Origin of the sequence: Burkholderia orbicola, assembly GCF_900100915.1 — a bacterium.
In the GTDB taxonomy this organism is placed as follows: domain Bacteria; phylum Pseudomonadota; class Gammaproteobacteria; order Burkholderiales; family Burkholderiaceae; genus Burkholderia; species Burkholderia orbicola.
In genome coordinates this window covers 471278-482847 of sequence record NZ_FNKW01000002.1, presented here as the reverse complement: position 1 = coordinate 482847, position 11570 = coordinate 471278, and the positions used below count along the sequence as shown (strand labels likewise).

The 11570-nt window shown below is 68.3% G+C and carries 10 protein-coding genes; 5 read left to right on the top strand and 5 right to left on the bottom strand.

Annotation, left to right across the window (positions count from 1 at the left end; all coding sequences use genetic code 11):
* Positions 1–24: 24 nt before the first annotated feature.
* The 3 genes from BLS50_RS19070 to BLS50_RS19060 all read right to left on the bottom strand — a co-directional run bounded on the left by BLS50_RS19070 (position 25) and on the right by BLS50_RS19060 (position 2472).
* On the bottom strand, positions 25–456 hold the full coding sequence (locus tag BLS50_RS19070; RefSeq protein ID WP_074803455.1) for a YqaA family protein: 432 nt from the start codon (positions 454–456) through the stop codon (positions 25–27).
* Between the two features lie 61 nt (positions 457–517).
* Positions 518–1693 (bottom strand): voltage-gated potassium channel protein, encoded by a 1176-nt coding sequence (kch, locus tag BLS50_RS19065; RefSeq protein ID WP_006479117.1) that lies wholly within the window; start codon positions 1691–1693, stop codon positions 518–520.
* Between the two features lie 122 nt (positions 1694–1815).
* Positions 1816–2472: a LysE family translocator gene (locus BLS50_RS19060; protein WP_027813262.1), complete on the bottom strand. Its 657-nt coding sequence runs from the start codon at positions 2470–2472 to the stop codon at positions 1816–1818.
* A gap of 282 nt (positions 2473–2754) precedes the next feature.
* Between BLS50_RS19060 and BLS50_RS19055 the strand changes: the two genes are divergently transcribed.
* On the top strand, positions 2755–3237 hold the full coding sequence (locus tag BLS50_RS19055; protein WP_006479115.1) for an Lrp/AsnC family transcriptional regulator: 483 nt from the start codon (positions 2755–2757) through the stop codon (positions 3235–3237).
* A 795-nt stretch (positions 3238–4032) separates the two neighbouring features.
* Here BLS50_RS19055 and BLS50_RS19045 read toward each other — a convergent pair.
* Positions 4033–5688: an IclR family transcriptional regulator gene (locus tag BLS50_RS19045; protein WP_074803451.1), complete on the bottom strand. Its 1656-nt coding sequence runs from the start codon at positions 5686–5688 to the stop codon at positions 4033–4035.
* Positions 5689–5867: 179 nt separating this feature from the next.
* Between BLS50_RS19045 and BLS50_RS19040 the strand changes: the two genes are divergently transcribed.
* Complete coding sequence (locus tag BLS50_RS19040) at positions 5868–6827, top strand: MBL fold metallo-hydrolase (protein WP_006482658.1); 960 nt, start codon at positions 5868–5870, stop codon at positions 6825–6827.
* 186 nt (positions 6828–7013) lie between these two features.
* Positions 7014–8384: an MFS transporter gene (locus BLS50_RS19035; protein ID WP_074803449.1), complete on the top strand. Its 1371-nt coding sequence runs from the start codon at positions 7014–7016 to the stop codon at positions 8382–8384.
* On the opposite strand, the gene BLS50_RS19030 is transcribed toward BLS50_RS19035, so the two are convergent.
* Positions 8381–9181 carry an SDR family NAD(P)-dependent oxidoreductase gene (locus tag BLS50_RS19030; protein ID WP_074806517.1) on the bottom strand — a complete coding sequence of 267 codons (801 nt, stop codon included), beginning with the start codon at positions 9179–9181 and terminating at the stop codon, positions 8381–8383. The two genes, BLS50_RS19035 and BLS50_RS19030, sit on opposite strands and share 4 nt — an antisense overlap.
* A 141-nt stretch (positions 9182–9322) precedes the next feature.
* Between BLS50_RS19030 and BLS50_RS19025 the strand changes: the two genes are divergently transcribed.
* Both BLS50_RS19025 and BLS50_RS19020 read left to right on the top strand, forming a co-directional pair.
* Entirely contained in the window at positions 9323–10288 is a 966-nt protein-coding gene (locus BLS50_RS19025; protein ID WP_074803447.1) for a GlxA family transcriptional regulator, read from the top strand.
* A 78-nt stretch (positions 10289–10366) separates the two neighbouring features.
* Positions 10367–11515 (top strand): epoxide hydrolase family protein, encoded by a 1149-nt coding sequence (locus BLS50_RS19020; protein WP_074803444.1) that lies wholly within the window; start codon positions 10367–10369, stop codon positions 11513–11515.
* Positions 11516–11570: the final 55 nt, after the last annotated feature.

The following is an 11570-nucleotide window of genomic DNA, read 5'->3' as shown; positions in this document are numbered from 1 at the left end:
AGGCGGGCGAAGGGGAAGCGGAGCTCAGTGCGTGACGAGCCACGCGACGGCCAGATAGCGGCCGACTTTCGCGATCGTCACGATCGCGAGAAAGGTCGGCAGCGGCTCGCGCAGCACGCCGGCGATCATCGTCAGCGGATCGCCGATCACCGGCGCCCAGCTCAGCAGCAGCGACCAGCGGCCGCAGCGTGCGTACCAGCGCTCGGCGCGCGCAAGCGCGGACGGCTTGACCGGAAACCAGCGGCGCTCGCAAAAATGCTCGATGCCGCGGCCGAGCGCCCAGTTGATCGCCGAGCCGGCGACGTTGCCGACGCTCGCGACCAGCACCAGCGCCCACACGGGTTCGCGCCCCGCGAGCAGCAGGCCGGCGAGCACGGCTTCGGACTGGAGCGGCAACAGGGTCGCGGCGACCATCGACACGGCGAACAGGCCGCCGTAAGTGAGCAATTCGGACATCGCGCGATTGTACCGGCCGCGCGGCGGCCGGCCCCGGTCACGCGGTCACCGGCTCACGATCTCACGCGGCATCCGTCGTGCCGAACAGCAGGTGCGAGATCATCGACTTGTCGACCGGTTCGTCGTTGAGCGTGCTGGCGAGCAGTTCGCCCGCGAGCTGCTGCGGCGAGAACACCATGTCGGGCTTCAACAGCCGCAGCCGTTCGAGGTTGCGCTGCTGGTTCACGAGCGCGACCGTGCGCACCGACGGCGCGATCTCGCGGATCGCGAGGATGATGAACGCGTTTTCGGCGTCGTCCGAGCGCAGCGCGAGCACCGCGCGCGCGGTCGCCGCGCCGGCGCTTTCCAGCACCGCATGGTCGGTCGCATCGCCGACGATCAGGTCGGTCGCCGCCGGATAGTTGTGCTCGACGCCGGCCGGCACGACGACGGTCACCGCGTAGCCGCGCTTGCGCAGCCCGTCGTGCACCGCATGCGCGACGGGTGTCGCGCCGACGATCAGGAAATGATGCTTGCGGATCACGTTCGAAATGCCTCCCTTGACGATCCGTTTCAGATTGCCGCCGATCACCGGGCCGACGACCGCGCTGATCGACGTCGCGAACACCGTGATGCCGAGCACGATCACCGATGCGGTAAACAGGCGCGCGGTCGGTGCGTGCGGGACGATGTCGCCGTAGCCGACGGTCGACATCGACACGATCGAGAAATAGACGGCGGTGGCGAGATCGTGGACGGGCGGCGTGAACTCGTCGCCGAGATAGAGCACGCCGAAAGTGGCGTAGATCAGCAGCGACACGATGCTCAGCAACGCGAACAGGCTGCTGGCGGCCACGCTCGCGCGATCGAAGTGCCGCCAGTAGTACAGCAGCGCGACGACCAGCACGGCCGTATAGACGAACACCGCGTGGCTGCGATAGCCGCCGAGCACGCTGATCGCGGCGGCCGCGACCAGCAGCAGGATCGACAACACCCACGCGACGCGGGCGCGCAGCACGATGCCGATGGCCATCGTCGCGAGGCCGGCCGCGACCACCACCTGCGGCAGCACGACGAGCCCCATGTTGTCGACGAGATTCAGCGCATCGGCGAGCCACGCGCGGTGCAGACCGAGCCGCGCGTGCTCGACGACGGGGCGCAGCACCATGAGCGCATCGAGCGCAAGCAGGAGGGCGAGATACCAGTGCAGGCCGATCGGCGCGAACAGGCGCCGCAGGCGGGATGTGACGTGCTTCATTCAGTCGCCCGGCAGGCCCGGGCATGTCCAACGAACCAGGCGCTACCCTAAAGCATTCGGCGCCCGGCTGCTTTTTCGAGGCGCCTGGCAGCGGCGTCGACGCAGCCCGTCCGCGCGGCCGTTCAGTTCCAGCCGACCATGATCGCGCCCATCCCGACGAGCAGCCCGCCCGTCACGCGGTTCATCGCACGCATCCGCGCCGGCCGCTGCAATGCGCGGCTCAGCCGGTGCGAGAACAGCGCCATCGACGCGACGCCACCCGCGAACAGCAGCGCGAACGTCGCGGCGAGCAGCAGGTATTGAAGGTTCAGGCTCCAGTCGGCAGTCGGGCTGATGAACTGCGGAAAGAACGACGGAAAGAACAGCAGCGTCTTCGGATTCAGCCCGGAAGTCGCGACGCCGCGCCAGAACAGCGCGCGTCCGGAGTCGGCGTCCGGCGGGGCGCTCGCCGTTTCGGTGCCGGTCTCGGCCGGCGCCGCGGCCGCGCCGGCCGGCGTGCGGCTCAGCCATTGCTTGCCGCCGAGCCAGACGAGATACGCGGCGCCGGCCCAGCGCAGCACGGTCAGTGCGTGTTCATCGAGGTGGACCAGCGAGTTGAGGCACAGCGCGGTCAGCGCGAGTTGCAGCAGCACGGCGAGCGTGCCGCCCCAGACGCACGGCAGCGCGCGGCGCCAGCCGGTGCGCAACGCCTGGTTCATCGTGAGCAGGTTGACGGGGCCGGGCGCGTAGATGAGGACGACGGAAGCAGCGAGGAACGACAGATAAAGCTTGAACGACATGACGGACGGGCAAGAGCGGGGAGGCAGGCACCGGCCCCGCACGCGGTCGGATGGGCGTGCGGGCGGCGGGGAATCGCATGTCTGCCGGCCGGCACCGCAACTCGTGATTGCGGCCGTGCTCCGTTGCGAGGGGTGGTCGCGGGGAGCGTGCCGGGCAGCAGGCATGGAGAAAATGTATCAAGCGGCCCGGTTAAAAGGCTTCCTGTTTTCCAGCAAAACGGCCCTGAAACCGGAATCCCGTTCAGATAGAATGCCGATTTTCAGTAGAAGATTCTTCTCGCCATGGCTACCCGCGAACGCACGCCCAAAACGCTCGACAATCAGGACCGCAAGATCCTGGGTGCATTGCAAAAAAATGCGCGTCTGTCGAACGCCGAACTGGCCGAACAGATCGGCATGTCGACCACCGCCTGCTGGAACCGCACGCGGCAACTCGAACTCGACGGCTACATCGACGGCTATGTCGCGCTGGTCAACCAGCGCAAGCTCGGCTACGCGGACATCGTGATCCTCGAAGTCACGCTCGATCGCCATGAAGACGACGCACTGGCGCGCTTCGGCGCCGAACTGGCGGCGCTGCCGGAGGTGCTCGAGGCGTATCTGGTGTCGGGCGAGTACGACTACTGGATCAAGGTCGCGGTGGACGGCACGGCGGGCTACGAACGCTTCCTGCGCGAAAAGCTGTACCGGATTTCGAGCATCCGCCACAGCCGTTCGATGTTCGCGCTGCGGTGCATGAAGGATGTGCCTTCGATTCAGGTGTGACGGGGGAGAGACGGGAGCGCGGCCGTTGTTGAAACGGCAGTGCGTGCGGTAACAGCGCGGGTGCGGAGGAAACCGATGAACGGCCGGCGCGGAAGGCTCGCGAGAGAAATGGCCGGCGGGCACACGAAAACGGATGAATCTTCCGTCGGCGATGGCCGGGCGCAATCGCGCGCCGGCGGGAAATGGCTGCACGCCCAGACAATCTGACTGATAGCCATCCGCGCCGAAACGCATGAATCGGCGCCGGTATCGGCCTGAAACACGGCCTTGAGACGATCTCGAAACGCTCGCCGCGCGGCGAAAGGTATTCGGCCGGGACGAGCCCGGCTTCTGGCTATCTGACCGGCGCGACCGCCCGGTGCCCGGCGCAACAGCCGCTGGCGTGCGTCAGGGCAAGCGGATCAGGCCGCCGGCAGTCCGCTCAGCGCGGCAGGCGCGCGTGTGCTTCAGCGATGACTTCGCAGTTTTCGAGGTGCAGTGCCCAGGCTTCCGCCAGCAGCTCGCCAACACGTGCGAGCCAGCCAGTGGATTGGGTGGAACGATCGGAGACATTAGACGTTTGCATGACGAAGCCCCATATAGGTGGCGAATTAGGGATAACCCTAATCATAGCGAAACAGCCCCGCCTTGTGAAATGCGATTTCGTTATATGAGAATTACTGACAATTTATGTTGCTGCTACGCAACATGAATATTGGCTGCGGGACGTGCCGGACAGGCGTGACGAGGCCATGCCGGCGCGGCCTCGCTGGCAGAAAGAAAGGGATTCGAACGTACGTTGGGAAAAGGACGCGATTACCGGCCGATCCACCCGAAGCGCCACGACAGCCGCCGCGTCGCGGCCCGCAGCGTCTGCGCGAGCTCGCTGTCGGGCCCGCGCGGGAAGCCGCGCGACGCACCGATGATCGCGATCACGAGCCGGATGTTGCCGGTGTGATCGAACACGGGCGCGGCAATCGTCCCGATGCCCGGCACCGGCGCATCGAACGCGAAATCGAGTTCGTCCGCGCGGATCGTCGCGAGCCGTGAGCGGAAAGCCGTGTCATCCGGTGCGGCATGCGCGCCTGCGAGCCGCACCGGCTCGTTGGCGAGCAGGTCGGCCAGCACGTCGTCGGACATGCCGGACGCGAAAATCCGGCCGATCGCCGTATTGACGAGCGACATCACGGTGCCGACCTGCAGGCTCACGTGCTGCGGCCGCGCCGATTCCTCCAGCCGGATCACGGTCGGCCCGAGCGGGCCGAGCGTCGCGGCGGCCACGCTCATGTCGGTCGCGCCGGCGAGCGCGACGATCTCGGCTTCCGCGTCGCGCGTCGGCGACACGCGCTGCATCGCGATCAGGCCGAGCGCCTGCGCGAGCGGCCCGCCGTCGAAGCAGCCGGCGTCGTCGCGGCTCAGCAGCCCGATCTTCTGCAGGCTGACCAGATGCGGAAATGCCTTCGCGGCGGGCATGCCGGCCGCCGTCGCGAGATCGCGCAGCGGCAGCGCGCGGCCCGCCGACACCAGCGCGAGCAGCAGGTCGCCGGTGCTGTCGAGCGCATTGATGCCGCGCTGCGTTTTCGCGTCGTCGGCCAGCGCGGGCGGTACGCGCGCGACGCCCGGCGCCACCGCAGGCGCGGGCGCCGGTTCCGCATGCGCCGCGCCGAGCGACGCGGTGGCCTGCCGCGCCGCGCCGCGCAACGCCGCCGCGATCGGGCCGTCCCAGTCGACATCGATCGATCCCGTCGAACCGATCACCGTCAACGCGAGCTGCAGGCGCCCGTGCGCATCGAGAACGGGCACGCACATCCCGCTGACGCCCGGGCTCGGCCGGTCGATGCTGCGTTCGATGCCGCGGGCGCGGATCGCATCGAGTTCGACGGGTTGCGCATCGGCGTCCGGCGCGACCGGCTCGCTTTCGGCGCCGGCGAGCGTCTCACCCGCACCCGCCTGGCTGGCCGCCATCGCATCGAGTTGCGCGGCGTCGCCGAACGCCCGGAACACGCGGCCGGTCGCCGTGGTGTCGAGCGACATCACCGAACCGACGTGCAGGTTCACGTGCAACGGATACCCGCCGTGTTCGATGCGCACGATCGTCGGGCCGAGCACGCCCGGCACCGACAGTGCGACGCTCAGCCCGACCGTTTCCGCGAGCCGCACCGCATGCGGCAGCGTTGCCCGGTAGGCCGGCTGGCGCTCGATCGACATCAGCCCGAGCCGCAGCGACAGCGGGCCCGGCTCGTAGTTGCCGGTGATCGCGTCGCGCTTCACGAGCGCGAGCCGCGTCAGGCTCACGAGATAGGTGTGCGCCTGCGCGGTGGAGAGATCGGCCGCCGCGGCCAGTTCCGACAGCCCGAGCGGCTTGCGCCGGCGCGCGAGCGCGTCGAGCAGCCGGCCGCCGACCTCGACACTCTGGATGCCGCGCTGCGCCTTGGGCGGCGCATCGTCCGCGCTGACTTCGTGGTTCTGCACGCGATGATTCTTCCGTTGACGAAACCCCGCATGGTATCCGACGCCATTTTCAGCGCCAGCCCACAGGTTTACCCGTATTGGACAATAGCAAGCGTATTTGTCATTGACAAATATTCGACGCAGGCCGATGATCCGCTCACTCCCCCCTCAACACATGGCTCGCAGCCACGGAACGCACAATGGCCAAAGCATTCGCCTCCCAAGCCGATCTGGAAGAGAAGAAAGTCACCTGGACGAAGCTGTCCGAGAACGCGTACGCGTACACAGCCGAAGGCGACCCGAACTCGGGCGTGATCATCGGCGACGACAGCGTGCTGATCGTCGACACGACCGCGACCCCCGCGATGGCGCAGGACCTGATCGCGAAGATCCGCAGCGTGACCGACAAGCCGATCAAGCACGTGGTGCTGTCGCATTACCACGCGGTGCGCGTGCTCGGCGCGTCCGCGTACTTCGACGAAGGCGCGCAGCACGTGATCGCGAGCCGCGGTACGTACGAGATGATCGTCGAGCGCGGCGAGGCCGACATGAAGTCGGAGATCGAGCGCTTCCCGCGCCTGTTCGCCGGCGTCGAGACGGTGCCTGGCCTGACCTGGCCGACGCTCGTGTTCGAGCGCGAGATCACGCTGTTCCTCGGCAAGCTCGAAGTGAAGATCATGCATGTCGGCTCGGGCCATACGAAGGGCGACACGATCGTCTGGCTGCCGTCGCAGAAGGTGCTGTTCTCGGGCGACCTCGTCGAATACGACGCCGCGTGCTATTGCGGCGACGCGCAGCTCGAACAGTGGCCGGCCACGCTCGAGGCGTTGCGCGCGCTCGGCGCCGAGAAGCTCGTGCCGGGCCGCGGCCCCGCGCTGCTGAATCCGGCCGAAGTGAACAAGGGCCTCGACTACACGAAGGATTTCGTCACGACGCTGCTCGCGCAGGGCCGCAAGGCCGTCGAGCGCAATCTCGACCTGAAGGCCGCGATGGCGCTCACGCGCGAAGCGATGGACCCGAAGTTCGGCCACGTGTTCATCTACGAGCATTGCTTGCCGTTCGACGTGTCGCGCGCGTTCGACGAGGCGAGCGGCATCGCGCATCCGCGCATCTGGACCGCGCAGCGCGACAAGGACATGTGGGCCGCGCTGCAGGACTGAGCGGCCCACGGCGGCGGGGCGGTGCTTACATGATCGCCTTGCCGTTTCCCTGAAGGTCGCGGCATTCGCGGCGGCATCGCGCCGCGGTGCCGGCGACCGTATCCGGTCTCACAAGAAAGCAGGGCGCATGCACGCCCTCGGAGACTGCCGCGCGCTCGACATCGCGCGGCCCGTTTGGAGAGAGACATGCCCCAATCGCTTCCCGCCGAAGCGACGCTCGCGCACGCGAGCGCGTCGGCGCCGACTTCCGCATCCGCATTCAGCGACGCGCTGATGTTCCGCAAGATCGCGTGGCGGATCGTCCCGTTCCTGTTCCTCTGCTACGTCGTGTCGTTCCTCGACCGCATCAACATCGGCTTCGCGCAGTTGCAGATGAAGCACGATCTCGGCTTCAGCGATGCGATGTACGGCCTCGGCGCCGCGGTGTTCTACGTCGGCTACGTGTGCTGCGAAGTGCCGAGCAACATGCTGCTCGCGCGGTTCGGCGCACGCCGCACGTTCACGCGGATCATGCTGCTGTGGGGCCTCGCGTCGACCGGGATGATGTTCGTGTCGCAGCCGTCGCATTTCTACGTGCTGCGCTTCCTGCTCGGGGTGTTCGAGGCCGGCTTCTTCCCCGGCATCGTGCTGTACCTGACCTACTGGTTCCCCGCGAACCGGCGCGCGGCGGCGATCTCGGTGTTCTTCGCGGGCGTCGCGGTGGCTGGCGTGCTCGGCGGCTTGTTGTCCGGCTGGATCATGCGCGACATGAGCGGCGTGCTCGGGCTGCACGGCTGGCAGTGGATGTTCGCGATCGAAGGCGCGCCGGCGATCCTGCTCGCGTTCGCCGCGTTCACGTTGCTCGTCGACCGGCCGCAGGACGCCGCGTGGCTCACGTCCGACGAAAAGGCGCGCGTCGCCGCGCTGTGCGCCGAAGGCCGCGCACCCGGCAATGCGCACGACGGACGCAGCGTGATCGCCGCGCTCGCGAACCCGCGCGTGTACCTGTTCGCGTTCATCTATTTCTCGCTGACCTGCGCATCGCTGACGCTCAACTTCTGGATGCCGCTGATGATCCGCGACTTCGGCGTGACCGACGTCGTCGCCGTGAGCCTCTACACGGTCGTGCCGAATGCGGTGGGCGCGGTGGGTCTGGTGCTGATCGCGCGCCGCTCGGACCGCACCGGCGAGCGCCGCAAGCACTTCGCGTGCTGCACGATCGGCGGCGGGCTCGCGCTCGCGGCGCTGACGCTGCACCTGCACAGCTTCGCGGCGATGCTCGCGTGCCTGTCGATCGCGGCGACGCTGATCTTCGCGGCGCTGCCGATCTTCTGGGCCGTGCCGACCCGCTACCTGCACGGCAACGCGGCCGCGGCCGGGATCGCGTTGATCAGCAGCATCGGGATCACGAGCGGCATCGTCAGCCCGTGGGTGATCGGGATGATCCGCACGCGCACGGGCAGCATGGATCTCGCCGTCTATCTGCTGGCCGCGCTGCTGGTGGCGAGCGGGGTGGCGCTGATGGTCGGCGTGAAGGGCGAAGGCGCACGGCGCGGCGCGGCCTCCGCCGGCAACTAGCGCGCCGTGGTGTAGCGCGGCGCGGGCGTATTGGCCGACAAATGCGGCGCCATCGTGCGGCGCGCGGCCTCGTACGCGTCCCATTCGTCGCCCGCGTGCAGCGACGGGATCGTCACGAGCTCGCCGCGCTCGAACCCGACCAGCGCCGCATCGACCATGTCCGGCGCCGTCATCACGATTTCCTTCGGCAGGTGCTCGAGCGGCAGGCCGCCCGTCTGCCAGAACTCGGTGGCCGTCGCGCCGGGCAGCACGGCCTGCACCTGCACGCCCTTGTCGGCGAGCTCGTGATGCAGCGACTGGCTGAACGCGAGCACGAACGCCTTGCTGCCGCCGTACACGCCGTTCAGCGTTTCCGGCGAGATCGCGACGATCGACGCAATGTTGATCACCGCGCCGCGGCCGCGTGCGACGAAGCCGGGCACGGCAGCATAGGTCAGGCGCGTGAGCGCGGTCACGTTCAGCTCGATCATCCGCGTCATCGCGTCGACGTCGCTGTCGAGCAGCGGCGCATGCGTGCCGATGCCTGCGTTGTTCACGAGCAGCGTGATGCTCGCGTCCTGTTTCAGCTTGGCTTCGACGGCGGCGAGCGCCGCGCGGTCGTTGAGGTCCGCGTCGACGATCTCGACGCTGCGCTGCGTGTCGTTCGTGATGCGCTCGGCGAGGGCGCTCAGCCGGTCGCGATTGCGCGCGACCAGGATCAGGTCGTAGCCGCGGCGCGCGAGGCGGTCCGCGTAGACGGCGCCGATGCCCGACGACGCGCCGGTAATGAGGGCGGTACCGCGATGTGCTTGCGTCATGATGTGCTCCGTTTCGATGAGGATGGCCGGATGGCGTGAAGGCATTCTGGCCTCGAAGCGCGGCGACAGAAATGACGTAGATGGGTATGATTCAGGACATCGGGCCCATCGGCCCACTCGGCACGGAAGCGGAGAACGCACATGCACCGAATCGGCTTTCTGATCAGCGATGGCTTCCAGATCATGGCGCTCGCCGCGCAGTCGGTGTTCGAGTACGCGAACATGGGGATGGACGCGCCGTTCTACGCGATGGACAACTATTCGGTCGACGGCGGCGACGTGCGCTCGTCGCTCGGGCTGCCGGTCGCCACGCGCGCGCTGCGCGGCCGCCTCGGCGTCGACACATGGATCGTCGCGGGCGTCAACGATCCGCTCGCCGCGCCGGCGCCGGCCGGCGTGGTCGCCTACCTGCGTCGCGCGAACGGGCGGGCGCGGCGGATCGCCGGCATCTGCACGGGCGCGTTCGTGCTGGCCGAGGCCGGGCTGCTCGCGCAGCGTCGCGCGACCACGCACTGGGCGTTCGGCCGGGACATGCAGCGGCACTACCCGGAGATTCGCGTCGAGGACGACCGGATCTTCATCGTCGACGGCCCGATCTGGACGTCGGCCGGGATGACGGCCGGCCTCGATCTCGCGCTCGCGATGGTGGAAAAGGATCTCGGCGCCGACGTCGCGCGGTCGGTCGCGCGCAAGCTGGTGATGCATCAGCGCCGCGCCGGCGGCCAGTCGCAGCATTCGGAAATGCTCGATCTCGCGCCGAAATCCGACCGGATCCAGAGCGCGCTCGACTACGCGCGGCGGAATCTCGGTCGCGCGCTGACCGTCGAGGAACTCGCCGAGGCCGTGCACCTGAGCCCGCGCCAGTTCAGCCGCGTGTTTACGCTCGAAACCGGGCAGTCGCCGGCGAAAGCGATCGAGCGGCTGCGGCTCGAATCGGCGCGGCTGATGATCGAACAGAGCCGCCATCCGCTCGACGTGATCGCGAAGGAGAACGGTTTTCGCGACCGCCGGCACATGCGCGAGGCGTTCGTGCGCGGGTTCGGCGTGCCGCCGCAGGCGTTGCGGCGCGACGCACGGACGGAAGCTGACGCGCGCGAAACGGGCTGACGCGCGCGGCCGCCTGCCGCCAGCGCGGGGCGGAAAAATCGCGCAGAATCTCGTCGACATGTTTCGCGAGGAGACACGATGCACGCCGAACCGTTCGACATTGCGATACCCGATCAAGCGCTCGACGATTTGCGTCGACGCGTGCGCGACACCCGCCCGCCCAACTTGACACCCGCCGAGCCGTGGCAGCAGGGCGTCGACGGCGCGTGGCTGCGCGAACTGGCCGCGTACTGGGCCGACGGCTTCGATTGGCGCGCGGCGGAACGCGCGCTGAACCGGCTGCCGCAGTTCGTCGCGGACGTCGGCGGCCGGCGCGTGCATTTCGTGCATCGGCGCGGCACCGGCCCGAAACCCTATCCGCTCGTCGTCACGCACGGCTGGCCGGGTTCCGCATTCGAATTCCATGCACTGATCGATCGCTTGTGCGATCCGGCCGCGTTCGGCGGCGATCCGGACGACGCCTTCGACATCGTCGCGCCGTCGCTGCCCGGCTTCCTGTTTTCTCCCGCGCCGGCGGCGCCCGGCACGTCGGCGCTTCAGGTCGCCGACTGCTGGGCGGCATTGATGGCCGGCCTGGGCTACCCGCGGTTCGGCGCACAGGGCGGCGATCTGGGCGCGGGCGTGTCGGTCGCGCTCGGCGCGCGGCATGAGGGCGTGGTCGACGGCATCCATCTGAACTACCTGCCCGGCAGCTACGACCCGCCGATCGACGCGGCGCGGCCGCTGACCGACGACGAGCAGGCATTCCTGAAGCAGCGCGGCGAGTGGGCAGCGCTGGAAGGCGGGTACGCGTCCGTCCACATGACGAAGCCGCAGACGCTGGCCGTCGCGCTCAACGATTCGCCGCTCGGGCTGGCCGCGTGGATCGGCGAGAAATTCCGTGCGTGGAGCGATTGCGACGGCGACGTCGCGCGCCGTTTTTCGCACGACACGCTGCTGACGGGCATCTCGCTCTACTGGTTTACCGGCTGCATCGGCTCGTCGATGCAGATGTATTGGGAGAACCGGCTGCAGCCGATGCGGTTTGCGCCCGAGCAACGCCTGGCGGTGCCCGTCGGCTTCGCGCGCTTCCCGAAGGAAATCAGCCGCCCGCCGCGCAGTTGGCTCGAACGCGTATTCGACGTCGTGCAGTGGACCGACATGCCGAGCGGCGGCCATTTCGCGGCGATGGAGGAGCCGGACTTGCTGGCCGACGATATTCGGCGGTTTTTCAGGCGTTTTCGATAACGGGCGGGCAAGCCTGGAAGCGGAAACGTATAGCGGAGGACGCTCGCGCGTGACG

Coding starts and splice junctions, on each gene's coding strand:
- kch (WP_006479117.1), bottom strand. CDS start 1,693: ATGAAGCACGTCACATCCCGCCTGCGGCGCCTGTTCGCGCCGATCGGC.
- BLS50_RS19040 (WP_006482658.1), top strand. CDS start 5,868: ATGGCCAAAGCATTCGCCTCCCAAGCCGATCTGGAAGAGAAGAAAGTC.
- BLS50_RS19055 (WP_006479115.1), top strand. CDS start 2,755: ATGGCTACCCGCGAACGCACGCCCAAAACGCTCGACAATCAGGACCGC.
- BLS50_RS19070 (WP_074803455.1), bottom strand. CDS start 456: ATGTCCGAATTGCTCACTTACGGCGGCCTGTTCGCCGTGTCGATGGTC.
- BLS50_RS19020 (WP_074803444.1), top strand. CDS start 10,367: ATGCACGCCGAACCGTTCGACATTGCGATACCCGATCAAGCGCTCGAC.
- BLS50_RS19025 (WP_074803447.1), top strand. CDS start 9,323: ATGCACCGAATCGGCTTTCTGATCAGCGATGGCTTCCAGATCATGGCG.
- BLS50_RS19060 (WP_027813262.1), bottom strand. CDS start 2,472: ATGTCGTTCAAGCTTTATCTGTCGTTCCTCGCTGCTTCCGTCGTCCTC.
- BLS50_RS19035 (WP_074803449.1), top strand. CDS start 7,014: ATGCCCCAATCGCTTCCCGCCGAAGCGACGCTCGCGCACGCGAGCGCG.
- BLS50_RS19030 (WP_074806517.1), bottom strand. CDS start 9,181: ATGACGCAAGCACATCGCGGTACCGCCCTCATTACCGGCGCGTCGTCG.